Genomic DNA, 25,895 nt, shown 5'->3' on the forward strand with positions numbered 1-25,895 from the left:
TATCAAAAATGATTACAGCCATTTGCTCCATGTGACAAAAGTCGTAAAAATTTATTAATCTTCGGAAGTATTGAATTTATTACCTTTGTGAATACACCGTTAAATAAGATTTTGTGAAAAAACTATTTCTTCTAGATGGAATGGCGCTCATTTACAGAGCCTACTTTGCATTAAACAAAACACCGAGACTCACGTCAAATGGCTTGAATACCGGAGCAATAATGGGATTTACAAACACCTTACTGGAAGTTTTGAAAAATCAAAAACCCACTCATATTGCAGTCGTATTTGATACAGATGCCCCTACAAACAGACACATAGAGTTTGAGTCATACAAAGCGCATCGGGAAAAAATGCCTGAAGATCTGTCTGCCTCTATTCCATATATCTTCCGATTGATCGAAGGATTCAATATCCCGATCATTACAAAAGATGGTTATGAAGCAGATGATATTATCGGTACTTTGGCCAAAGAAGGAGAGCAAAAAGGATTTACGGTATATTGCATGACGCCCGACAAAGACTTTGGTCAGCTGGTATCTGACAATATCTTTATCTATAAACCTGCCCGAATGGGAAATGGCGCAGAAACACAAGGAGTACCCGAAATACTGGCTAAGTGGGAAATTTCGGACGTGTCTCAGGTCATCGATATTCTCGGACTTTGGGGTGATGCCGTAGACAATATCCCCGGAATACCAGGGATCGGCGAGAAAACAGCAAAAAAATTAGTGCAGGACTTTGGTTCTGTAGAAGGAATTATTGCCAATTCGGATAAGCTAAAAGGCAAAATGAAAGAGAACGTCGAAACTTTTGCCGAACAGGGGCTCCTTTCTAAACGTTTAGCAACAATACAATTAGATGTTCCAATCGAATTTGATGAAAAATCGCTGCTTCTTGAAGATCCGAATAAGGAAGTACTGGAACCTTTATTTGCTGAACTGGAGTTCAGAACATTAGGAAAGCGTGTGTTTGGTGAAGATTTTTCTGTCGCTGATGCTACAGGGAAAAACACTTCCGGTCAGATGGACCTTTTCAGCACGGCGATGAATGATACTACTCCGCTACAGGAAGAGCTTCCTCCTGTAGCAAGCAACAATATTGACAATACAGCACACGAATATATCCTCGTTGATACCAGTGAAGCACAGCAAAAGCTGGCAAAAGAACTTGCAGCACAAAAAAGCTTCTGCTTTGACACGGAAACCACGGGTCTTGATGCCCTGGTCGCAGACATTGTTGGTCTATCCTTTGCATTTGAAAAAGGCAAAGCATACTATATCCCGACTCCTGCTTCACGTGAACAGGCACTGGAAATTGTAAACATATTCAAACCTGTTCTCGAAGATCCAGCCATTCAGAAAATCGGTCAGAATATTAAGTACGATATCTTATTGCTTTCCCGTTATGACGTAAAAGTTAAAGGAGCCTTGTTTGATACGATGTTGGCCCATTACCTGATCGATCCGGATACCCGTCACGGCATGGATGTATTGGCAGAAAACTATTTAGGCTATATTCCGGTTTCCATTACCAAACTCATCGGAGAAAAAGGTAAAAAACAAGGGAATATGCGGGATGTAGAAATTGAACTAATCAAGGAATATGCATCTGAAGATGCGGACATCACCCTACAGCTGAAAGAAAAATTCGAACCTTTACTGGAAGAAACAGCTACTCTCAAATTAGCAGAGGAAGTCGAGTTTCCGCTTGTTTATGTTTTATCTGAAATTGAAAAAAATGGTGTTAAAATAGATGTAGATGTCCTTTCTGTATTTTCCAAAACAATAGAAGAAGATGTCCGTAATCTGGAAACCAGTATTTATGAAAAAGCTGGAGTCAAATTCAACATTGCCTCACCTAAACAGTTAGGAGAGGTATTATTTGACAAATTGCAGCTCGATCCAAAAGCAAAAAAAACAAAAACCGGACAATACAAAACAGGGGAGGATGTATTACTGACACTCGCTGGTAAATCCGATATTGTGCAGGATATACTGGATTTCAGACAGCTCCAAAAGTTGAAGTCAACGTATGTGGATGCACTACCAAGCCTGATTAATCCAATTACAGGTCTGATACACACCAGCTATAATCAGGCTGTCGCTGCAACAGGCCGGCTTAGCTCCACGAATCCTAATCTTCAAAATATTCCGATTCGTACAGAAAGAGGTCGTGAGGTTCGAAAAGCATTTATACCAAGATCCGAAAATAACGTGATTCTATCTGCCGATTATTCTCAGATCGAATTACGATTAATGGCAGAGTTGAGTCAGGATGCAAATATGCTCGAAGCTTTTCAAAAAGGATATGACATTCACCGCGCGACAGCTGCCAAAGTATATGGACTGGAACTTGACGAAGTCTCCTCCGATCAGCGAAGAAATGCTAAAGCAGTTAATTTTGGGATCATTTATGGTCAATCAGCATTTGGCCTGTCACAAAGTTTAGGGATACCCCGTCGTGAAGCCGCAGATATTATAGACCAATATTTTCAACAATATTCAGGTATCCGCGACTATATGTCTAAAGCAATAGCGTCAGCAAAAGAAAACGGATTTGTAGAAACAATACTCAAAAGAAGACGTTATCTGAGAGATATCAATTCAGCAAATATGACTGTTCGCGGTTTTGCAGAGCGAAATGCCATTAATGCACCCATACAGGGCTCCGCTGCTGATATGATAAAAGTAGCCATGTTGCGCATTCAGGAAGATATTGAAGACCAACAACTGACCGGTAAAATGATCATGCAGGTACATGATGAATTGGTGTTTGATGTTCCTTTAGAAGAAGTTGACCAATTTAAAACACTTATTCAAAATAGAATGAAAACAGCGATTCCCATGCAAGTACCTATAGAAGTGGAGATCGGACAAGGAAAAAATTGGTTAGAAGCGCACTAAACGTATTGTGTAATGATTAATCTCAAAAAAATCTGTTTGTTAAGTGTATTGGCACTCCTGTTCTTTTCATCGAAGGCACAGGAATCCAAATCAGTATACTTTGAAAAAGTAACGGATAGCCTGATGCGTTTTTACTTTGACAATTACTATTATCTGGCAGAAAAAAATTGTCCGTTTAAATCCATAGAACGAGTAACCGGATTTAATAAAGAGACCAATACTTTTGAAGGAAATTTTAAAGATTTCGGACCCTCCGGACACGTCATTTTAACGGGAAGTCATATCAATGGTGTAAAAACAGGTCCCTTTATCGCTTATCATCCTAATGGTAAGATCAAGTGGGAAGCGACTTTTGCAGATGGACAGCCGGTTAATGACTGGAAATTCTATTATCCGGATGGCCGGCCGATGATGGTATTAAATTATGAGCAAGGAGTCCGCATCATATCGTTATGGGATAGAAAAGGGAAACAGACCATTACAGAGGGTGAGGGCCTGTACGATTTCACTATTCCTTTTGAAGGATATTCTGAATATGGCTATCCTATGCTTCGAAGAAGAGGAAGAGTAAAAAGTGGTGTACCTGCTGATAGATGGGAAGTCTATTTCGTAGATGAAAAGAAAAACAGCGTCCTTGCGGCAGATGAATACTTTTCAGGTGGAGCTTTCAAAAGAGGAGATAACTATTTCACAGAGGATAGCTATACACAGTCTGATTTTCCGGTGTTGCCGGTAGAATACTTCGTTCGAGCAGAATACTTAGTGTTCAAAAAGTGCAACTTTGATGATTACAGTAACTTCACAAATTATCTGAGTGAAAAAATTGAAAAATCATTTGATGTTGTAAAGCTGACATTTAAAATAGTACCCGGAAATTTTGAATACACCGCTAAATTATCTGAAGCAGGCAAACCCTCTAAAGTAACATTTACAAAAATGATAGAAGACGCTAAAACACAAAACATATTAGCGGCTATTATAGAGGTAATTCCGTATTATTTCCCTTCGCTGAAAAACAACCTTCCCGTCAATGATACGATCGTAGTTTCCGGTCGGTTGGAGGTGAATGAGGCAGGAGAGATAGATGTACATTCCATATCCATTAAACGTCCTGCAGAAGAATAGTTCTCCTTTTTGAAGATTATACTATATTTGCACAATATTTTTGAAAATGAAATTTCACAAAGAAGGTTATACGAGTTTGGCAATTGTCGTTTTGATTATTTTCATTGCGAATGCCCTTGCTGATTATTATGACGCCCCTACTGCTGTCAAGTGGATCATTTATATAGTTTCAGCATTTCTGTTTATTACGATTGTACAGTTCTTCAGAAGCCCGATCCGCAAAGTAACAATTGATGATGGAGTGATTCTTTGTCCTGCAGACGGCAAAGTAGTCGTTATTGAAGAAACGGAAGAAACGGAATATTTTAACGACAGACGTATTCAGGTATCTGTATTTATGTCGCCAGTCAACGTGCATTCTAATCGTAATCCAATCAGTGGTATTGTAAAATATTTCAAATATCATCCCGGAAAATTTTTGGTTGCTTGGCACCCGAAATCCTCTACAGATAATGAACGTACCACAGTTGTAGTGCAGTCTAAGTCCGGTCAGGAAGTACTTTTCCGTCAGATTGCTGGAGCATTAGCTCGTCGTATCGTATGGTATGTGAAGGAAAATGATACTGTAACGCAGGGAAATGAATTTGGATTCATCAAATTCGGCTCACGTGTAGACTTATTCCTTCCTCTTGGAACCAAGATCGATGTCAAACTGGAAGACAAGGTTGTAGGTGGAAAAACCATAATCGGAAGATTTTAACATAGATTTAATAAAGCATTACTTATCTTAGGCTTCGAAAGTATTTCGAAGCTTTTTTTATGAATTTTAAACTGTTAGTACTGATTAATGCCGCAGCTGTGGGATTATCCATTTCTATTGTCAGCTTTTATTATCAGCACGATATTAAAGCTGCTTTCATCATTTTTGGTATTTCCCTGATCGTGAGTTTTGTGGTGTTTTATTTTCTCTTTGAAAAATATATCTATCGCCGTATCAATACCATCTATAAGCTAATACACAATCTCAAATTAGGAAAGGACCTCAAAGATGCATTGGGTGAATATGTCAGCGATGACCCTATCACAGATGCTGAACGTGAGGTACGAGACTGGGCCAAAGAGAAAAAATCAGAAATAGATAAGCTTAGAAGTCAGGAAAAATTCCGCAGAGAGTTTCTTTCCAATATATCTCATGAATTCAAGACACCCTTATTCGCTATTCAGGGATACATTGAAACTTTACAGGATGGACTCATAGAAGAAGATCCCGAAATGGCAAAAGGATTTCTGGATAAAGCTTCCAAAAATCTGGATCGTCTCAGCTATCTGATTCATGATCTGGATGAAATCTCCAAACTCGAATCCGGAAGAATCTCGCTGAATATTGAAAAATTTGATCTCTCCGAACTGATAAAAGAAACGATAGAAAATCTGGACGATAAAGCCAAATCAGAAAAAATTGATATTGTATTCAAACAAAAGTATCAAAATGTGACTTTTGTAAAAGCAGACCGAAAGAAAATCCAGCAAGTGCTAACCAATTTGATCGACAACTCTATTAAATACGGAAAAACAGGAGGAAGCACAGATATTCGCATATTCCCATTATTCGAACAGGTTCTTGTAGAAGTAACCGACGATGGCCAGGGTATTGAAGAAAAAAATCTGCCGAGGGTATTTGAACGTTTCTACAGAACGGATAAAAGCCGGTCACGGGGAATAGGAGGATCGGGGCTGGGTTTAGCTATTGTAAAACATATTGTAGAAGCACACCAGCAGAATGTAAATGTAAGAAGTACGGAGGGAATAGGAACAACATTTGGATTTACGTTAGAAAAATCAAAAAACTAGTCCATCTCATTGACAGTGAACATCAGTCAATATTAAGTAAGGTCAAAATTAACACTAACTTAACATTGGCTTTATATCTTTGTATAAATTATATATTAACATATGTCGTTAAATAGTATTTTCAGTTATTTTGTTCCAAAGGACAAAAAATTTTTCCCGCTATTCGAACAAGCAGGAAGCAATCTGATCGAGATGGCCAAATTGTTGAAAGAAAATGTCAACTCAACAAATCTTGAAACCCGTAAAGAGATCACCAAAAAAATTGAGGATTTGGAACACAAGGGTGATAGCATCACGCATCAGATCCATTTAGAACTGGGTAAAAATTTTATCACACCTTTCGATAGAGAAGATATCCACGCATTAGCAAGCTCACTTGACGATGTTGCAGACTTTATTCACGGAGCATCTAACCGTATGGAATTATACAAAGTCCTGGAACCAAGTCAGCCTATGATCGAGATCACTGAATTGATTCTGGAAGCAACAGAACACGTTGCAAAAGCAATATATGAACTAAGAGATCTGAAAAACATTCGCAATATCACAGATTCATGTGTAAGAATAAACAGTGTTGAAAACAAGGCAGATTATATTTTTGATAAAGCGGTAGCTGATCTTTTTGAATATGAGAAAGACGCAATCACGCTTATCAAATATAAAGAAGTACTATCTGCAATGGAAGATGCTACAGATAAATGCGAAGATGTCGCAAATGTATTAGAAAGTATTTTAGTTAAGAATGCGTAAAATCCAATTTAGGATTTAAGTTTTAACAATTTCACAATGATTTCAACCTTATTAGTTGTTGTTATTATTTTAGCAATTGCTTTTGACTATATCAATGGTTTCCATGATGCAGCCAACTCTATTGCTACAGTAGTTTCGACAAAAGTATTAACGCCATTTATGGCTGTATTATGGGCAGCAATATTCAATTTTGCAGCCTACTTTTATTTTACTGACCATAAAGTAGCCAATACCGTAGCCAAAACAGTTATTGAAGAATACATTACACTGGAAGTAATATTCGCCGGCCTGGTGGCTGCTATCGGATGGAATTTATTCACCTGGTATTATGGTATCCCTTCAAGCTCTTCGCATACGCTTATAGGCGGGTTTGCAGGATCGGGAATGGCTTATGCCTATATTATGGGAGGTGATCCCATCCACGCCATCAACATTGATGCGACATTAAAAATTATTTCATTCATTGTACTCGCTCCAGTCATAGGGATGATAATATCTGTCATCATTACCCTGATCATTATCAATCTGGCGAAGAAAAGTAGACCAAGCGTAGCAGAAAAATGGTTTAAGTTTTTACAACTGATCTCTTCGGCGGCGCTTAGTTTTGCTCATGGAGGTAATGATGCACAAAAAGTAATGGGTATTATCCTTGTTGCGATGGTAGCAGGAGGTTATATTGAGAACACCAGTCATATGCCCGAATGGATACCATTGACCTGTTATGCTGCTATTTCTGCCGGAACAATGAGTGGCGGATGGAAAATCGTAAAAACAATGGGAACCAAGATCACTAAAGTAACTCCTCTGGAAGGTGTAAGTGCCGAAACAGCCGGAGCAGTAACGTTGGGTATCACAGAACATTTCGGAATTCCAGCTTCTACTACACATACCATAACGGGATCTATTATCGGTGTTGGAATTGTAAAAAGAGTTTCTGCAGTAAGATGGGGCGTTACGATCAGCCTACTTTGGGCCTGGATTCTGACAATACCAGTTTCAGCACTATTGGGTGGTATCACGCTGGCAATCATCCATTATATTTTATAATCGTAGTTAAAAGGCTACAATTATGTCCGTTTTATTGTAATTCGATGAATTCAATATTAAAAAATTTGTGTATAAAGTTCAAAATAGGTACATTTACACGCTAAATTGAAAATCTGAAGGCAATCAGGTAATGAAGATTTAAATCTTTTAAAGCATTTTAAATTTTTGGTACAGTTATTGTTTAGATTGTTAGTGTTAAATTAAGTTAAAGAAAACAATTAAAATTTTAATAACCTTAAAAACAAGAGTATGAACTATTCTACAATTAAAAAAACAGCTATCGCTGCTTCATTAGTAGCCGCTCTAGGTTACGCTGAAGTTGCTCAAGCGCAACAACCAACAGTATTTGGCGGAAGATCACAATACAGAACTTGGTCTATCGGTGTACAAGGTGGTATCACTGCTCCTAACGTACTTGTAGGTGGATCTAATGCATTCGGTCAAAAAGTAGGTCTTTTCCAAAATAAAGTTGGTGAGTACTACGGATTAACTGTTCGTAAACAATTCTCTCACCTGTTCGGTTTAGAATTAGAAGGTAACAGAGGTAAGATCAAAACTTACAACCACGATGTATCTGGTCCTGTTGCTGAAACTGCAAACGGAGCAAGATCTGCACAAGTTGATGTAAACTGGGCTGCTAGCTTAAACGGTGTATTCCAATTGGGTACTATCGATTTCTTGAGAAGAGAAAATGCAGTTAACTTCTACGCTAAAGTAGGTTTAGGAGTAATGGCTTCAAATCCTATCCAGTACGCTAATAACGATTTCACTGGTGCTGAAGTTTATAACAACAAAGGTAAATGGGGTGAAGAAATCTTTGGTGACAGAGAAAAAGTTGGTGACAGAGATAACAAATTAGGCGCTTTCGTACCAGTTGGTGTTGGTGTTAAATTCAAATTATCTGAAGTTGTTGCCTTGAACTTAGGTTACACAATGAACTTCACTGATGACAACTTGTTATACGGTCCAGGTAGAGTTGACTACAAAGGTAAATTCTCTAACGTATACGGTGGTTTAGAATTTACTTTAGGTTCAAGAGACAAACAAAACTTGACTTTTGCTAACCCAGTTGCTACATTATACGATGAGTTGAAAGATCCTTCATTGAAAAACGAAGTTGAAGCGTTGAAACAACGTGTATCTACTTTAGAAGGAACTGTTGATCAGTTAGGTAAAGATTCTGACGGTGACGGTGTATCTGATAAATTTGACAAATGCCCTAACACTCCTGCTGGAACAGTAGTTGATGGTTCAGGATGTCCAATCAAATTCCCAGAGCCAGTTGTTAACAACATCACTGCTTCTACAGGTCAGTACGGTAGCATTCAATTCGAATTCGATAGCTCTGTATTGAAAACTGAATCTTACTCTACTTTAGATAGATTAGCTAAAGAATTGCGTGATAACAATTCATCAGTAACTTTAGATGGTTATGCATCTGCAGAAGGTACTGAAGCTTACAACATGACTCTTTCTAAAGACCGTGCTAACGCAGTTAAACAATACTTAGTAAACGCTGGTGTTACTGCTGCTAAAGTTACAGCTAACGGTTACGGAGAAGCTAACCCGGTAGCATCTAATGCAACTGAAGAAGGTCGTATCCAAAACCGTCGTGTTGAGATCAAAAAATAATTATTCTTAATACGAATAATTTACCATACAAAGCCTTCCCGAAATTCGGGAAGGCTTTTGTGTTTTAAACACATTTACTTTATTTATTGTACCTTTGTACTATTATTTCCATAAAATGTGGAAAACATATACATCATATATTCAACAAAAAGTCTTATTTTTCTTTTAAGATTAGTGAACGGGATTATGATTTCTAAATAGAAAGGAATACGATGGAAGAAGAATTCGAATTTGGTTCTCCTGAAGAACAGAAGTTTTCGGTTGACCGCTATGAAGAAATGATCAGAAATGAAGATCAATATTTCTTTGACACGAAGGCTTTTGAGGGCATCATCGACTATTATATGGATAAGAATGATCCTATAAAAGCCCTACAGGTTGTCGACTATGCAATCAACCAGCACCCCTTTGAAACCAATTTCTTTTTGAAACAAGCACAGCTGTTCGCTGCAACAAACCAGTTTCACAATGCATTGGCTTCACTGGATAAAGCAGAACTTCTGGAACCTTCAGAAGGAGATATTTACCTCATAAAGGGTAGTATACTCGGATCGCTTAATAACTTTGATGAGGCGCATCAAAACTTACAGAAAGCACTTGAACTTACCGATAGTAAGGATGAAGTATTTTATCAGATAAGCGGACTATATCAGGCACAGGGAGACTATGAGAAAGCAGTATATTACCTGCGGAAATCTTTGGAACTGAATATGGAAAATCAGGATGCACTGTATGAACTAGCTTTCTGTTATGATGTACTGGACAAACAGGAAGAAAGTGTTGCGTTTTATCTACAGTATATTGATAATGATCCATATTCTTATGCTGCATGGTACAATCTGGGTAATGCCTACCATAAGCTAAGTCAGTATAGAGAAGCTATAGACGCCTATGACTATGCCATTTTAATAAAAGAGAACTTCTCTTCGGCCTATTTCAATAAAGGGAATGCATTGGTCAATCTGGATTGTTTTAAGGAAGCAATTGAGGTCTATAAACATACTTTCGAGTATGAACCGCCGAGTGCTGAAACATATTGTGCTATTGGAGAATGTTACGAGAAGCTGGAACAGATGGATGAAGCCCGCCAGTATTACAAAAAAGCAGTGAAGCTGGATAGCAATATGGGTGATGCATGGTTTGGAATCGGAGTAACATTAGATTTTGAAGAGCGCTATTTCGAATCGCTTCATTTTTACAAAAAAGCCTTGGATATAGATGGACAAAATCCGGATTACTGGTTCGCCATTGCGGATGCTCGCTACAAGTTAAAACAACTGGATGAAGCAGAAAAAGCATACGCAAAGGTCGTTGAACTTAATCCGACTGATGTGGAAGCGTGGCTTGATTTTTCATCTATCTACTTTGAGCAAAGCAAATTTGTAGAAGCAATAGACACCATAGCTGATGCAATTAACAACAATCCGGAAGCAGCAGAGTTGTACTATCGAATGGTTGCCTATTTATTTGCAAACGGTCAATATAATGAAGCCTTAAACTTTCTGGAATTAGGACTCGCAACAGATCCCCAGAAGCACTATATTATTTTTGAATACCTGCCTCAATTGCAGGGAAACAAAATCATTGTTGATATCATAAAAAAATACGCTTTATAACGAACATGAAAAAATTAGGGCTCATTGGATTTCCGTTAGGTCACTCCTTTTCCAAAAAGTACTATTTAGAAAAATTTGAAAAAGAACATATCCGGGGCATTGATTACAACTTATATCCGTTAGAAGACATCCATCAGTTTCCTGATCTCTATCAGGAAACTGATGGTCTTTATGGCGTAAATGTCACCATACCTTATAAACAAACGATTATTCCTTTTCTGGATGAATTATCTCCCGAAGCACAGCAAATGAATGCTGTAAATTGTATCCAGATCAAAAAAAAGGATAAAGGATATCATTTGAAAGGATTTAATACAGATGCATTCGGTTTCGAAGAATCACTGAAGCCACTTCTCAAACCACATCATAACAAAGCACTCATTTTGGGTAATGGAGGTGCTGCACAGGCAGTAGTCTTCTCTCTTCAAAAATTAGGCATTACTTATACATTTGTTAGCCGCACAAAAACAGATACCAATCTTACCTATTCGGATCTGAATGACACCATTATAAAAGAAAATACCCTTATTATCAACTGTTCGCCGCTGGGAACCTATCCCAATGTAGATACTTGCCCGGATATCCCTTATGAAAGTATATCTGAAGAGCATCTGCTTTATGATCTCGTGTACAATCCTGAAGTTACTTTGTTTCTTAAAAAGGGGCTTGAAAAAGGGGCCGCAATCAAAAATGGATATGACATGCTATTACTTCAGGCCGAAAGGAACTGGATTATATGGAACGAAACATAATGAGAACATTTCTTTTATTTTCAGTAGTTATCTTCTCTTTCTGTACTATTATTACAGCCTGCCAGGAAGACTATTCCCCTAAGCCAAGAGGTTATTTTAGAATTGAATTTCCGGAAAAAAAATACAAAATGACGCAGACAGGCTGTCCGTTCGATTTCGAAATTCCAGCTTATGCGGCATTAGAGAAGGATCATGAAAAGGATGCCAGGCCATGCTGGCTGAATCTCGATTTTCCGCAATTTAATGCACGCCTTCATCTCAGCTATTTTGACATTAACAAAAATGTCTCCTTTCAGCAATTAAGTGAAGACGCCAGAACATTTGCATTCAATCACACGGTAAAAGCCACCGCGATTGAACAGAAAAGAATCAATAAAAAAGATCGCCGTATATTTGGTGTACAATATCTGATCCGGGGAAATACAGCCTCAAATGACCAGTTTTTTGTATCCGATAGTACACAGCATTATCTAAGAGGAGCGCTGTATTTCAATGAAAAACCACACCTCGATTCCATACAACCGGTTCTAGACTTTATTAATGCCGATATTGAACGCATCATCCAAACAATACATTGGAAATAAATCGTATTTTTGAAGACTATGGTTCATTTAAAGCAATTTGTCTGCAATCCTTATCAGGAAAACACATATGTACTTTACGATGATAAAGGCTACTGTGCTATCATTGATCCGGGAATGTATGGAAAAGCAGAAGAAGATCTTTTCTTATCATTTATGGAAGAGCATAAACTAAATCCTGTTTTACTGCTGAACACCCATTGTCATATTGATCACGTATTGGGTAATAAATTCATTCATGAGCAATATGGTCTTTTACCTCAGTTTCATGAAGGAGAACTTCCCTTATTGATAGAAGTACAGAATTATGCCCCTCAGATGGGAATACGCTATGATATCTCTCCTATCGGTGAATATTTTTTACCTGAAGAAGGAACTGTCAGCTTTGGAGACAATGTTTTGAAACTGATATTCGTGCCTGGTCATTCTCCCGCGCACTTATGCTTCTATCATGAATCCCAAAAATTTGTGATAGGAGGAGATGCTCTATTTAGAGGCAGTATCGGAAGAACAGATTTACCGGGAGGCAATCACAATCAATTGCTAAAAAGTATAAAGGAAAAACTTTATACCTTACCGGAAGATGTAATTGTATATCCGGGGCATGGTCCATCAACCACTATCGGAGAGGAAAAAAGAACCAATCCTTTTGTACGCGCATAAAAGAAAGTCCATATTATGAATCTGTCCTACTTTTTTGCCAAACGATACTTATTCTCTAAAAAATCGGTTAATGCTATTAACATTATTTCGATGATTAGTGTAATTGGTGTGTTGGTCAGTAGTGCAGCACTCGTCATTGTATTATCTTTTTATAATGGAATGGAAAAGCTTATTCTCTCGATGTTCAGCACATTTTCTCCGGAACTTCGTATTGAACCGGTAGAAGGGAAGCTTTTTTCTACGAATAATCAGCTTTTTGAGGAACTGCGTAAAAGTAAGGATATCAAAAGCTATAGTGAAGTTCTTGAAGAGAAAGCTCTTTTGCAATTCGGCAATCATCAATTTATTGGCAAACTAAAAGGTATTGAACCAAATAGCCTCTATCAACATGCTTCAGACAGCATGTTGTATGCAGGAGAATTCGAGATTTTCAAAGAGGATGTCAGCTATGCCATTATTGGTGCGAATGTACAGGCAAATTTACAAATACCTATCGTTGGCCTGAGAAATACAATGCTGATCAACTCTCCCAAAAAAGGATCGACTAACGCAGTCAATCCGGCAGATGATATTATACAAAGGGGGATTAGTCCGAGAGGAGTACTTAAATACCAGCAAGGGTTTGACGATCTCGTCATCACCCCTATTGACTTTGCCAGGGATGCACTCGGTGAGTATGACAAGGTTTCGGCGATAGAAATATATACCCGGCAACCGGAAAAGATTGAAGAAATCGAGCAACAGATTCAGAATAAATTAGGCAAAGAGTTTAAAGTCTTAAATCGCGAAGAACAAAATCCTACACTCTATAAAACTGTTAGTACAGAAAAATGGGCGGTATTCTTTATTCTTACTTTTATAGGTATTATTGCGATATTCAATATTATCGGCTCTATGACAATGCTGGTCATTGACAAACGTCAGGATATGATTGTTTTAAAAAGTCTGGGTGCTGAAAATTCCTTAATACAACGTATTTTTTATAACGAAGGGATGCTGATTGCGCTTATTGGAAGTGTCAGCGGCATTATTATAGGATACGTATTTTGCTTTTTGCAGGATACTTTCGGATTCATTCGTACCGGTGAAGGCAATAATAGTATAATTGATGCTTATCCGGTAGATATACGATTGAGTGACTTCCTGTTAGTCTTCTTAACTGTATTATTAGCTTCCGTCCTTATTTCCTATCTGTCTTCTCTGTTAAGTGTAAAAGCAATAGGAGATCTGAAAGCGGAAAACAACGAGTAATAACAGACTTAAATGGTAAATAGGAGCTTTTGTAAGGGTTCTGGTGTATGTGTGCTTTATAGAAAAACAAATACCACGAAAATATTAAAGTGAACAGAGTGGATTAATTCTATATGCTTTCTCTGTAAGTAAGATGCCTGATTAATACTTTAACTTCTTCCGGCTATCGTCACCCTTGAAAATATCATTGATCAGACTCCCCCATGCAAATGGATTAAGCAATGGGTTTGCATATTTTTGATTTATAGCTTTATTTGTCAATCCGATATGTCTTTGTGTAGAATTATAATTCTGGATTTCTTCTGCACTTCTTGGCGTTATGCGGGCTAATGCTGCCAGCGCTTCAGGTGAAACGCTTCTGCGAGCGGTGGTTATGGCGTCATCTCCAACATTCAGCGCCATAAAGGCCATATTAAACTCTTCTATACTTGCCCAGGGAAATGGTGTAACCATAGGTAATTCTTTGACAAGACTCTTCATCTGAATTGCAGCAGTATATTTATCCTCAGAAGTATTGGGAACAACAAATTCTGTAGGATCATATCCTATTGAAGAAAATCGTACTGTATCCCCTATATGTGCAACGAAAGAAAAAAAACCTTCATGGTTGGCAACAAAAACCTGATCCTGTCGATCACCATTCCGGATAGTCACAAAGGGTACTGGAAGTTCAGAACCTATTGCATGAATAATCCCGCTAAACTGGACAATTTTCTTTTCCTGAGCAAAGGAAAAAACTGAAGAACAGATAAGCAAGATTGTAAAAACAATATGTTTTGGGTTTATTACCATACTCACAAAACTACACATTTACGCGCTACACGGCTGTTAAAATGTGTTAATAGTTAAAAGCCAGCAGTTTGCTATAAAACCTTTGGAGAAGGAGTAGTTGCATTCGGGTCATCTGCACTTGTAATATTCAGAGCTTCAACCGAAGTGATCTCAGGAACTGCCTTTTTGATCGCTTGCTCTAGCCCTGCCTTGAATGTCATAATACTCATAGAACAAGATGCACAAGCTCCTGTCAACCTAAGTTTCACAACATTCTCAGGTGTGATTTCCTCTAAACTTACATTACCTCCATCTGTCTCTAAATAAGGTCTAATTGTATCTAAGGCCTGTTCAACTCTCTCGTGTAACGTCATTTTTAATTAGTTAAATCTTTATGATTTGTAAATATAGTGAATTATTCAGAATTCTATCGTACCTTCCCAAGGTAACATTAATTTTTCAACAACAGCATGACAAAATATAGTTATTCTACGTCGCCAGTAACTCTCGTTAAAGTTTGTTAAATTCAAAGATAGAATTGTTCAAAACTTATCTTTCCCTTATATTGCACATCAAAATTTAATTGACTATTATATCAAATTCCCTTATCTTTGTAAAATGTTTTTAAATAGGCGTTTAGTGGCAGTTGTTGCCGGATTATTGCTCATTGTATTTATTAGTGGCTGTAAGAGCAAGTTTGAGAAGTTGCGGGCCAGCAATAATTTGGCTTTAAAGTACCAGGAGGCTGTCAAATTTTACGAAAAAAAGAAATATACGAAAGCCTTAGCCCTATTTGACGACTTAATGCAACGTTATAGAGGACAGGCCGAAGCGGAAGATTTATATTACTACACAGCATATACAAACTACCGACTAAAAGACTATACTTCTGCTCGTTATCATTTTAAACAGTTTGCACAGACTTTTCCAAACAGTGCAAAAGCTGAAGAATGTAGGTTTATGACAGCTTATTGTTTTTACCTGGATTCTCCAAGATCTTCACTGGATCAGGAAAATACACGTAAGGCTATTGATGAGCTGCAGTTGTTTGTAAACCTTTATCCGGAATCAGAGAAAGCAAAAGAAGCGTCAGATCTGATTCAGCAATTAAGGGACAAGTTGGAGAAAAAAGCATTTTCAAATGCAAAACTATATTACGATATGGGGCTTAATGATGATTACAAAGCTGCCGTTATCGCATTGGAGAATGTACTTAAAGACTATCCGGATACGAAGTATGCTGAAGAGATCAATTATCTGATTATCAAAGCACAATTCAGATATGCAGAAAAAAGCACGCCTCGCAGACAGGAAGAACGTTACAGCAAGGTGATTGATTATTATCAGGACTTTATAGATGATTATCCCGAAAGTAAGCACCGTAAAGAAGTGGATGACATCAGAAAAGATTCAGAAACGAATATGGCCGTAGCTATCAAAAGATGGAACGAGATCAAAAAATCTATTGAAGAACAAGAAAGAGAGTTGGGTGTTAACCAACAACGTGAAAGTACTGAAGAAGTAAAGAAATAAATAAGAAATAAGTAATACCCATTTGATATGAGTCAAACAAATAATAACAGTCTTCCAAATTCAACGGTTACACGTGATTTGAGACAATTGGATAAAGGTACTGATAACCTGTACGAGTCTATCGTCGTCATTTCCAAAAGAGCTAATCAGGTTGCTGTTGACATGAAAGAAGAGTTAAACGGTAAACTTGCTGAATTTGCCAGTAACAACGATAATCTGGAAGAAGTCTTCGAAAACCGCGAACAGATTGAAATTTCTAAGCACTACGAGCGTATGCCAAAGCCTACACTTGTAGCTATCGATGAATTCCTTCACGATAAAGTTTACTTCAGAAATCCTTCTAAAGAGCAAGAATAATCTTATTCTCATGTCTTTGCAAGGCAAAAATATTGTAATTGGTGTATGCGGCAGTATTGCCGCATACAAAATTGCGACTCTCGTAAGATTCCTTGTAAAAGAAAAAGCGTCCGTACAAGTCATTATGACTCCGGATGCGGTAGAATTTATCACTCCACTTACACTTTCTACTCTATCCGACAAACCTGTACTGGTTGATTATTTCGACAAAAAAACCGGTTCCTGGAATAATCATGTTCACCTCGGACTGGAAGCGGATCTTCTACTGATCGCTCCTGCCACGGCTAATACATTAGCTAAAATGGCGAACGGACAGTCTGACAACCTCCTTACAGCAGTTTATTTATCAGCAAAATGCCCTGTTTTCGTTGCCCCGGCAATGGATCTGGATATGTGGAAACATCCAGCAACACAACGCAACGTTGCAATGTTAGAGAGTTACAACAATACCATCATACATCCCGGTAACGGAGAACTGGCCAGCGGTCTGACAGGTGAAGGCCGTCTTGCCGAACCAGAAGAGATTTTAGCCCGTGTAAGAGAATATTTCACACACGACCTACCCTTATCAGGTAAAAAAGCTTTAGTCACGGCAGGCCCTACATATGAAGCAATTGACCCGGTTCGTTTCATCGGCAATCATTCCAGTGGAAAAATGGGATACGCAATTGCTGAAGAATTGAAAAATCTGGGCGCTCAGGTCACATTAGTATCCGGACCTACTCACTTAAACGCTCCAAGTGATATAAACAGGATTTCCGTTATCTCAGCCAGTCAAATGCTGGAGGCTGCAAACTCATATTTTGATACAGCAGATATTATTGTCATGAGTGCAGCTGTAGCAGATTATACTCCTGAAACAGTCGCAGATCAGAAGATCAAGAAGAAAGAAAATACCTTTGCTATTCCTCTCAAAAAGACGACTGATATACTGGCAACCTTAGGAAAGAGAAAGACAGACAAACAAGTGCTTATCGGCTTTGCGCTGGAGACAAATAATGAACTCGAGAATGCAAAAGGTAAGCTCCAAAAGAAGAACCTGGATTATATTGTCCTTAATTCTATGCAAGATAAAGGAGCCGGCTTTTCTACAGATACGAATAAAGTAACAATTATTGCTAAAGACGGTACTTTAAAAGAGTTTTCCCTAAAAACGAAACAAGAGGTAGCAAAAGATATCTGTAATATTATCCTTCAGCATTCGTCACCTTCAAATTAAGTTTATAAATAAGCTATTCTACTCTCTTTCGGATAATAGTTATTGATTCGGTTTGCAAGAATCTTTATCCAGCCCAATCTTATATTTTTATAGGTAACCAACGTCCAGCCATTCTTCAAATTGTGCTCCGGATTGATATTCTCTTTACGGAGGTAATCCTGCGCTTCCTCTAATGTGAGCTCAAGTGTTGGTATATTAGTCTTTATCGCTATACTGAGAGCAAGTCCGTGTGCCGGAATAAGCTCTTTCCCAGCCAGTTTACCAATATTTGTTCCTGCATTCTTCAAATAAAGTACATTTTGCAGGATCTTCAGATCTAATTCATAGTCTTTGGGGAAGATATGGATATTATCGTGATGAAGAAAGGCCATGTGTGTTGCAGCATTATTTAACCAATGTTCAATAATTGCATTCGGAACATCCGATTTTTCAGGCTTTATTTTTTTTCTGTTAAATGTTTCCTGAAACTCTGTTTTGATAAATGCTGTAATAAAAAAACCTTCGCCTTTAACTTTATGCGGATAGAATCTGTATCCATAAGATGCCGTAACATCAGATTTTGTTTCTTCTATTCCCCACTCTTCAGGTATGGGAATCTGAATAGATTTTAGTCCGTACTCCTTTATCAACCAATCAGCTATATCTTCATTTTCCTCCTGCGAATAAGAACAGGTTGAGTATAAAAGAATGCCATCAGTTTTAAGGCAATCCATCGCTTCGGCCAGAATGCGTTGTTGGCGTTCACTACAAAGCTTTACATTAGCTTCTGACCACTCATCTATAGCTCCGCTATCTTTACGAAACATTCCGGAGCCTGAGCAGGGTGCATCAATCATTACCAAATCAAAATAACCGGGCAATCTCTTAAAAGCACTGGGATCATTATTCGTAATTACGACGTTGGAATTTCCCCAACGAATCATGTTCTCCATCAGAATAGGCACCCGAGTTTTTATAATTTCGTTTGCCACTAACAGACTCTGTGGATGGAGATAACTATTCAAAAGAGTCGTTTTCCCTCCGGGTGCAGCACATAGATCCAGCGCTTTAAGCGGTTTATCATTAAGCTTCAAATATTGAATAATATGCGCAATAAACATAGATGATGCATCCTGAGAATAATAGCAGCCTGCATGATATAGCGGATCTAAAGTAAAAGAAGGTCTTTCTTCAAGATAAAACCCACGATCACACCATGGGATCGGTTCTGCATGAGCAAATGGAGCTTCTGTTATTTTTCTTTCATTTATGCGGATTGAACTCTGCCTTTCTCCCTTCTCGTGAACATCAATGAAAGCTTGCTCATCAAACAATGGATTCGCTCCTAATTTGCGGATTAAGGAATTGGGCAGAATATTACTCATCTTGATTATCTTATATAAGCAGTAAAGTTAATCATTCTCAAAAAAAGTGCAGAACATAATTACAAAAGTGACATCAGTAATAAATCATTACCTTTGCAATAGAAATAATGATATGAAAGATTTTAAAAAATATTTTATAATACCCGCAAGTCCTGATGAAGTATATCTGGCACTTACAACAGAGATTACCGCACGCTTATGGACAGGCGACGAAGCATCCATAGATCCTGTAGAAGGTGGAGAATTTTCTATGTGGGATGGAGCAATCGTTGGAAAATTCATCAGTTTAGAGCCTGGTAAAAAGATTGTACAGCAATGGTACTTTGGCGAGCAGGAAGAACCTTCTATTGTTACCCTAAAACTACATGAACATAAAAAAGGGACATCACTGGAAGTTAATCACATCCATATTCCTGACGAGGCATTTGACGATATTGCAGATGGCTGGAGTAATCCGTATATGGCTTCATTAATCGAATTTTACGAAGAAGATTAATATAAAGGCCTAGCGCCATAAAAAAGCCCGTTGAAAATATACATTTCAACGGGCTTTTTTATTGTACTGTTTCATAATAGTTCTTAACCTCTCTCCCGGTAAACCGGGATCTCTCCTTGGAAAGGAGAGAGAATAGTTCGGACAAATCGTTGTCACTAACTCTGGCGCAAGCATAAGCGTAGTGCTGCTTGTGCCTGTATTATATTGGTACGAGCGGGCACGCTCGAACCAGCTTTTGTTGGCTATTTGGTTTGGTTCTACCCTATGAAAACAAAAAAGCCCTTATCTGTTTCCAGAAAGGGCTTTCGTATAAAAAAAGGCACCGACCTACTCTCCCACCTGTTACGGCAATACCATCGGCTCTGGCGGGCTTGACTGCTCTGTTCGGAATGGGAAGAGGTAGACACCGCCGATATAGGCACCTGAATACTTTTTTGATATTATATAATAACTAACTCTCATTAGCCACAATAACATCAATGACATTATATTGAAAGAAATAATTAAAGAGGAAGACAACAGTGTTATCTGCTTGAGAAAGCTTCGGGCTATTAGTATTGCTCGGCTATGGTATTTCTACCTTTACACCTACAACCTATCAACGTAGTCATCTTCTACGACCCTATAAGGAAGTCTCATCTCGTGGCTAGTTTCGCACTTAGATGCTTTCAGCGCTTATCTATTCCAGACGTAGCTACCCTGCCGTACACCTGGCGGCATAACAGGTTCACCAGCGGTCTGTCCAATCCGGTCCTCTCGTACTAAGATCAGATCCACTCAAACTTCCAACGCCCACAACAGATAGGGACCGAACTGTCTCGCGACGTTCTGAACCCAGCTCGCGTGCCACTTTAATGGGCGAACAGCCCAACCCTTGGGACCTTCTCCAGCCCCAGGATGTGACGAGCCGACATCGAGGTGCCAAACCTCCCCGTCGATATGAGCTCTTGGGGGAGATCAGCCTGTTATCCCCAGCGTACCTTTTATCCTTTGAGCGATGGCCCTTCCATACAGAACCACCGGATCACTATGTCCGTCTTTCGACCCTGTTCGACTTGTCGGTCTCACAGTCAAGCAAGCTTATGCCATTGCACTCCACGTACGGTTACCAAGCGTACTGAGCTTACCTTTGAAAGCCTCCGTTACCTTTTTGGAGGCGACCACCCCAGTCAAACTACCCACCAAACAATGTCCTCGACTTGATCGAGTTAGAAACCGAATACAGAAAGGGCGGTATTTCAAGGTTGATTCCACGACTCCTGGCGAAGCCGCTTCAACATCTCCCGCCTATCCTACACATCCTGTACCCAATTCCAATGTTAAGCTATAGTGAAGGTGCATGGGGTCTTTCCGTCCCGTTGCGGGTAACCGGCGTCTTCACCGATACCACAATTTCACCGAGCTCATGGCTGAGACAGCGCCCAGATCGTTACACCATTCGTGCAGGTCGGAACTTACCCGACAAGGAATTTCGCTACCTTAGGACCGTTATAGTTACGGCCGCCGTTTACTGGGGCTTCGATTCAATGCTTCTCTTGCGATGACATCCCCTCTTAACCTTCCAGCACCGGGCAGGTGTCAGGCCTTATACCTCATCTTTCGATTTTGCAAAGCCATATGTTTTTGTTAAACAGTCGCCTGGGCCTTTTCACTGCGGCTTCTCACTCTCGTGAGGAAGCGCCCCTTCTCCCGAAGTTACAGGGCCATTTTGCCGAGTTCCTTAGCCATGATTCACTCGAGCACCTTAGGATTCTCTCCTCGACTACCTGTGTCGGTTTACGGTACGGGTTTTTATAACCTGAAGCTTAGCGGGTTTTCTTGGAAGTCTGCTTACCTGCTCTATCAGCGCCACCGAAGCTTTGCTGTACTATTGGGTTTCAGCTAAAAATGCGGATTTGCCTACATCTCTAATACCTACGCCTTTTAACGAACTATTCCGTCAGTTCGCGGCAGTGTCACTACTCCGTCACCACATCGCAGTTATAAAAAGTACTGGAATATTAACCAGTTGTCCATCGGTTGTCCCCCTTCGGGTGTACCTTAGGCCCCGACTAACCCTGATCCGATTAGCGTTGATCAGGAAACCTTAGTCTTTCGGTGGGCAGGTTTCCCACCTGCCTTATCGTTACTTATGCCTACATTTGCTTTTCTATAAAGTCCACGCCACATTACCATGACGATTCGCCCCCTATAGAATGCTCCCCTACCAGTATATACTCTTGTATATAATCCATAGCTTCGGTAATACACTTGATGCCCGTTTATTATCCACGCCCGGCCGCTCGACTAGTGAGCTGTTACGCACTCTTTAAATGAATGGCTGCTTCCAAGCCAACATCCTAGCTGTCTGGGCAACCGGACCTCGTTAGTTCAACTTAGTGTATATTTGGGGACCTTAGCTGATGGTCTGGGTTCTTTCCCTCTCGGCCTTGGACCTTAGCACCCAAAGCCTCACTGCAAGATATATTTGATAGCATTCGGAGTTCGTCTGGATTTGGTAGGATTTGACTCCCCCGCACCCAATCGGTAGCTCTACCTCTATCAAACTAAACTCTCACGCTGTTCCTAAAAACATTTCGGGGAGTACGAGCTATTTCCCAGTTTGATTAGCCTTTCACCCCTACCCTCAGGTCATCCGGAAACTTTTCAACGTTTATCGGTTCGGTCCTCCATTACATGTTACTGCAACTTCAACCTGCCCAAGGGTAGATCACAAGGTTTCGCGTCTACCTCATCTGACTATGCGCCCTATTAAGACTCGCTTTCGCTTCGGATACGTGGCTGAACCACTTAACCTTGCCAGACAAGAGTAACTCGTAGGCTCATTATGCAAAAGGCACGCTGTCACAGAATCACTCTGCTCCAACCGCTTGTAAGCACACGGTTTCAGGTTCTTTTCACTCCCCTGTTCGGGGTTCTTTTCACCTTTCCCTCACGGTACTGGTTCACTATCGGTCTCTCAGGAGTATTTAGCCTTGGCGGATGGTGCCGCCGGATTCCCACAGGGCGTCTCCGACCCCGCGGTACTCAGGATACCACTATGCTGACCCTCTTTACGTATACGGGACTATCACCCTTATCGTGCAGCTTCCCATCTGCTTCTACTTCATACGGTCAATACAACGTCGTGGTCCTACAACCCCATAAATGCCGTAACAATTATGGTTTGGGCTCTTTCCCGTTCGCTCGCCACTACTTGGGAAATCATTATTATTTTCTTCTCCTACGCCTACTTAGATGTTTCAGTTCAGCGCGTTCGCGTATTATACAACATACCTTCAGTATGTTAGGTTGCCCCATTCGGAAATCATCGGATCAAGTCGCATTTGCCAATCCCCGATGCTTATCGCAGCTTATCACGTCCTTCTTCGCCTCTGAGAGCCTAGGCATCCCCCGTGTGCCCTTATTTACTTTCTTCTCACGCATAGCCCTTTTGCTACTATGGTGATGCTTGTATTGTGTTCTCCAAATTAATGGAAAACGTCTCTACTGTTGTCTTCTCTTGTAATTTTTTTCTTTCAATATGTCAAAGAACTCGTTAAGAAACTTACCATGCTATCACTCGATAACACATTTCTTTAGTGGAGAATAACGGAGTCGAACCGTTGACCCTCTGCGTGCAAGGCAGATGCTCTAGCCAGCTGAGCTAATTCCCCGGCTTGTGTGGTAGTCCCGAGCAGATTTGAACTGCTGACCCCTACATTATCAGTGTAGTGCTCTAACCAACTGAGCTACGGGACTAGCTTTTTCTTAATCTCTCTCGGTAACTCCATTCCTTTTTCTTGGGATGGGTACTTTCTTCTTAATGTCTTTCTTTAATCATGTGTATACGTAACGAGCACCAATTCAAGTACTCTAGAAAGGAGGTATTCCAGCCGCACCTTCCGGTACGGCTACCTTGTTACGACTTAGCCCCAATTATCGGTTTTGCCCTAACACGCTCCTTGCGGTTACATGCTTTAGGCACCCCCAACTTTCATGGCTTGACGGGCGGTGTGTACAAGGCCCGGGAACGTATTCACCGCGTCATTGCTGATACGCGATTACTAGCGAATCCAACTTCATGAGGTCGAGTTGCAGACCTCAATCCGAACTGTGATCGGCTTTCAGAGATTGGCATCACATTACTGTGTAGCTGCCCGCTGTACCGACCATTGTAGCACGTGTGTAGCCCCGGACGTAAGGGCCATGATGACTTGACGTCGTCCCCACCTTCCTCTCTGCTTGCGCAGGCAGTCTGTTTAGAGTCCCCACCATTATGTGCTGGCAACTAAACATAGGGGTTGCGCTCGTTGCGGGACTTAACCCAACACCTCACGGCACGAGCTGACGACAGCCATGCAGCACCTAGTTTCGTGTCCCGAAGGACTGATCCGTCTCTGGATCATTCACTAACTTTCAAGCCCGGGTAAGGTTCCTCGCGTATCATCGAATTAAACCACATGCTCCTCCGCTTGTGCGGGCCCCCGTCAATTCCTTTGAGTTTCACCCTTGCGGGCGTACTCCCCAGGTGGATAACTTAACGCTTTCGCTGGGACGCTGACTGTCTATCGCCAACATCGAGTTATCATCGTTTAGGGCGTGGACTACCAGGGTATCTAATCCTGTTCGATCCCCACGCTTTCGTGCATCAGCGTCAATAACGGCTTGGAATGCTGCCTTCGCAATCGGGGTTCTGAGACATATCTATGCATTTCACCGCTACTTGTCTCATTCCGCATTCCTCAACCGCATTCAAGTTCTTCAGTATCAAAGGCACTGCGACAGTTAAGCTGCCGTCTTTCACCTCTGACTTAAAGAACCGCCTACGCACCCTTTAAACCCAATAAATCCGGATAACGCTTGGATCCTCCGTATTACCGCGGCTGCTGGCACGGAGTTAGCCGATCCTTATTCTTCGGGTACATTCAGCTACGTTTACAAACGTAGGTTTATTCCCCGATAAAAGCAGTTTACAACCCATAGGGCAGTCATCCTGCACGCGGCATGGCTGGTTCAGAGTTCCCTCCATTGACCAATATTCCTTACTGCTGCCTCCCGTAGGAGTCTGGTCCGTGTCTCAGTACCAGTGTGGGGGATTCTCCTCTCAGAGCCCCTAGACATCGTTGCCTTGGTGAGCCGTTACCTCTCCAACTAGCTAATGTCACGCGAGCCCATCTCTGTCCTATAAATATTTGATTATAATGTGATGCCACATCTATAATGTCATGCGGTGTTAATCCGACTTTCGCCGGGCTATCCCCCTGACAGAGGTAGGTTGCTCACGCGTTACGCACCCGTGCGCCACTTTCATATCCAGCAAGCTGGATAATCTCGTTCGACTTGCATGTATTAGGCCTGCCGCTAGCGTTCATCCTGAGCCAGGATCAAACTCTCCATTGTAATAATGAATTGTTCGACACCTAACTATTTATCAATAAAAATAATTAGAATTGTCTTTTGTTAATTTCTAACCTGAATTGACTTGGTTGATTGTTTGTTAACTTTCGCTGACTAATCAACTACTCGTTACGCTACATGATTATTTCTTTAAAGAACTTCGCGCTTCCACTCTCGTTTCAGCTTCTATTTCAATAAGGCATTGCGCCCCTTTTGATCTTGTTTTTTCCTTCGTTTCTGAAGGGACTGCAAAGGTAGAAATCTTTTTTAAACTTCCAAAATATTTGTGAAAATATTTTCTGGTTCTTTCTTTCCTTTTTTTTCACCTCCCGATCTCTATCCGAAACCGCTCAGCTTAGCTCCCGTAAGGGATGGCAAAGGTAGAAATCTTTTTCGGTATACACAAATCTTTTTTATAAAAAATATGCCCTCCCGTTATTCTAAACCTCCTTTTTTCAAGTGTCGTCCCTTGCGAAACAACCGTCCCTCCCTTGCGGAGTGGTGCAAAGGTAGAACTTTATACTCATTACTTCCAAACCTTTTTCAAAGCTTTTTATTCATTAAAACTTAACTATCTGATAATATACAAGATAATTTCAAAAGTCATTATAAAACGGCTTGTAAAAGTCAGTCAGGAATCAAAAAATATATATTTCTATTAA

19 protein-coding genes, 2 tRNA genes and 3 rRNA genes are annotated in these 25,895 nt (G+C 40.1%); 16 read left to right on the plus strand and 8 right to left on the minus strand.

The features are described 5' to 3' along the window. The first annotated feature begins 113 nt into the window (after positions 1-113). From polA to I6J02_RS06520, 12 genes are all read left to right on the plus strand, one after another. On the plus strand, positions 114-2,906 hold the full coding sequence (gene polA / locus I6J02_RS06465) for a DNA polymerase I (protein WP_201680958.1): 2,793 nt from the start codon (positions 114-116) through the stop codon (positions 2,904-2,906). Between the two features lie 12 nt (positions 2,907-2,918). Beyond that, positions 2,919-4,031: a toxin-antitoxin system YwqK family antitoxin gene (locus I6J02_RS06470; RefSeq protein ID WP_201680959.1), complete on the plus strand. Its 1,113-nt coding sequence runs from the start codon at positions 2,919-2,921 to the stop codon at positions 4,029-4,031. Positions 4,032-4,077: 46 nt separating this feature from the next. Next, positions 4,078-4,731: a phosphatidylserine decarboxylase family protein gene (locus I6J02_RS06475; RefSeq protein ID WP_201680960.1), complete on the plus strand. Its 654-nt coding sequence runs from the start codon at positions 4,078-4,080 to the stop codon at positions 4,729-4,731. Between the two features lie 59 nt (positions 4,732-4,790). Further along, positions 4,791-5,822, plus strand: coding sequence for a sensor histidine kinase (locus I6J02_RS06480; protein ID WP_201680961.1), 1,032 nt, complete (start codon positions 4,791-4,793; stop codon positions 5,820-5,822). A gap of 102 nt (positions 5,823-5,924) precedes the next feature. Further along, a complete protein-coding gene (locus tag I6J02_RS06485) occupies positions 5,925-6,572 on the plus strand; it encodes a DUF47 domain-containing protein (protein ID WP_003013112.1) in 648 nt (215 codons plus the stop codon). A 36-nt stretch (positions 6,573-6,608) separates the two neighbouring features. Next, positions 6,609-7,619 (plus strand): inorganic phosphate transporter, encoded by a 1,011-nt coding sequence (locus I6J02_RS06490; RefSeq protein ID WP_003013114.1) that lies wholly within the window; start codon positions 6,609-6,611, stop codon positions 7,617-7,619. A 249-nt stretch (positions 7,620-7,868) separates the two neighbouring features. Beyond that, complete coding sequence (locus I6J02_RS06495; protein ID WP_201680962.1) at positions 7,869-9,251, plus strand: OmpA family protein; 1,383 nt, start codon at positions 7,869-7,871, stop codon at positions 9,249-9,251. Between the two features lie 212 nt (positions 9,252-9,463). Further along, a complete protein-coding gene (locus I6J02_RS06500) occupies positions 9,464-10,867 on the plus strand; it encodes a tetratricopeptide repeat protein (protein WP_201680963.1) in 1,404 nt (467 codons plus the stop codon). A 5-nt stretch (positions 10,868-10,872) separates the two neighbouring features. After that, positions 10,873-11,619 carry a shikimate dehydrogenase family protein gene (locus tag I6J02_RS06505; RefSeq protein WP_201680964.1) on the plus strand — a complete coding sequence of 249 codons (747 nt, stop codon included), beginning with the start codon at positions 10,873-10,875 and terminating at the stop codon, positions 11,617-11,619. After that, positions 11,619-12,203 carry a gliding motility lipoprotein GldD gene (locus tag I6J02_RS06510; RefSeq protein WP_201680965.1) on the plus strand — a complete coding sequence of 195 codons (585 nt, stop codon included), beginning with the start codon at positions 11,619-11,621 and terminating at the stop codon, positions 12,201-12,203. The genes I6J02_RS06505 and I6J02_RS06510 overlap by 1 nt, the downstream gene beginning before the upstream one ends. A gap of 18 nt (positions 12,204-12,221) precedes the next feature. Further along, positions 12,222-12,863, plus strand: a complete 642-nt coding sequence (locus I6J02_RS06515) for an MBL fold metallo-hydrolase (RefSeq protein WP_201680966.1) — start codon at positions 12,222-12,224, stop codon at positions 12,861-12,863. Positions 12,864-12,953: 90 nt separating this feature from the next. Further along, positions 12,954-14,114: an FtsX-like permease family protein gene (locus I6J02_RS06520; protein WP_236582328.1), complete on the plus strand. Its 1,161-nt coding sequence runs from the start codon at positions 12,954-12,956 to the stop codon at positions 14,112-14,114. A 141-nt stretch (positions 14,115-14,255) separates the two neighbouring features. On the opposite strand, the gene I6J02_RS06525 is transcribed toward I6J02_RS06520, so the two are convergent. After that, positions 14,256-14,906 (minus strand): hypothetical protein, encoded by a 651-nt coding sequence (locus I6J02_RS06525; protein ID WP_236582329.1) that lies wholly within the window; start codon positions 14,904-14,906, stop codon positions 14,256-14,258. Positions 14,907-14,977: 71 nt separating this feature from the next. Further along, positions 14,978-15,259 (minus strand): NifU family protein, encoded by a 282-nt coding sequence (locus tag I6J02_RS06530; protein ID WP_201680969.1) that lies wholly within the window; start codon positions 15,257-15,259, stop codon positions 14,978-14,980. 244 nt (positions 15,260-15,503) lie between these two features. Here I6J02_RS06530 and I6J02_RS06535 point away from each other — a divergent pair, with 244 nt between their 5' ends. Genes I6J02_RS06535 through coaBC form a run of 3 tightly spaced genes read left to right on the plus strand, consistent with a single transcriptional unit; the run spans position 15,504 to position 17,994 of the window. Next, entirely contained in the window at positions 15,504-16,418 is a 915-nt protein-coding gene (locus I6J02_RS06535) for an outer membrane protein assembly factor BamD (protein ID WP_201680970.1), read from the plus strand. Positions 16,419-16,445: 27 nt separating this feature from the next. After that, positions 16,446-16,775 carry a DNA-directed RNA polymerase subunit omega gene (locus I6J02_RS06540; RefSeq protein ID WP_003000319.1) on the plus strand — a complete coding sequence of 110 codons (330 nt, stop codon included), beginning with the start codon at positions 16,446-16,448 and terminating at the stop codon, positions 16,773-16,775. Between the two features lie 10 nt (positions 16,776-16,785). Continuing rightward, positions 16,786-17,994 (plus strand): bifunctional phosphopantothenoylcysteine decarboxylase/phosphopantothenate--cysteine ligase CoaBC, encoded by a 1,209-nt coding sequence (coaBC, locus tag I6J02_RS06545; protein WP_201680971.1) that lies wholly within the window; start codon positions 16,786-16,788, stop codon positions 17,992-17,994. A 2-nt stretch (positions 17,995-17,996) separates the two neighbouring features. Here the strand turns inward: coaBC and I6J02_RS06550 are convergent, their stop codons facing one another. After that, the gene (locus I6J02_RS06550; protein WP_201680972.1) at positions 17,997-19,358 is read right to left on the minus strand and encodes a methyltransferase RsmF C-terminal domain-like protein; all 1,362 of its coding nucleotides are present in this window, start codon (positions 19,356-19,358) and stop codon (positions 17,997-17,999) included. 112 nt (positions 19,359-19,470) lie between these two features. Here I6J02_RS06550 and I6J02_RS06555 point away from each other — a divergent pair, with 112 nt between their 5' ends. After that, positions 19,471-19,854: an SRPBCC domain-containing protein gene (locus I6J02_RS06555; protein ID WP_201680973.1), complete on the plus strand. Its 384-nt coding sequence runs from the start codon at positions 19,471-19,473 to the stop codon at positions 19,852-19,854. 314 nt (positions 19,855-20,168) lie between these two features. On the opposite strand, the gene rrf is transcribed toward I6J02_RS06555, so the two are convergent. The 5 genes from rrf to I6J02_RS06580 form a co-directional block, all read right to left on the minus strand. Next, positions 20,169-20,280: ribosomal RNA gene (gene rrf, locus I6J02_RS06560) — 5S ribosomal RNA — on the minus strand. A 106-nt stretch (positions 20,281-20,386) separates the two neighbouring features. Next, positions 20,387-23,271 (minus strand): 23S ribosomal RNA (locus I6J02_RS06565). Positions 23,272-23,436: 165 nt separating this feature from the next. Then, positions 23,437-23,510, minus strand: a tRNA-Ala gene (locus tag I6J02_RS06570). Between the two features lie 8 nt (positions 23,511-23,518). After that, positions 23,519-23,595 (minus strand) — tRNA-Ile (locus tag I6J02_RS06575). A gap of 118 nt (positions 23,596-23,713) precedes the next feature. Next, positions 23,714-25,236: ribosomal RNA gene (locus I6J02_RS06580) — 16S ribosomal RNA — on the minus strand. The 16S, 23S and 5S rRNA genes sit together here with 2 tRNA genes alongside, the layout of an rRNA operon. Between the last annotated feature and the right edge of the window lie 659 nt (positions 25,237-25,895).

Source organism: Sphingobacterium spiritivorum (assembly GCF_016725325.1).
Taxonomy (GTDB): Bacteria; Bacteroidota; Bacteroidia; order Sphingobacteriales; family Sphingobacteriaceae; genus Sphingobacterium.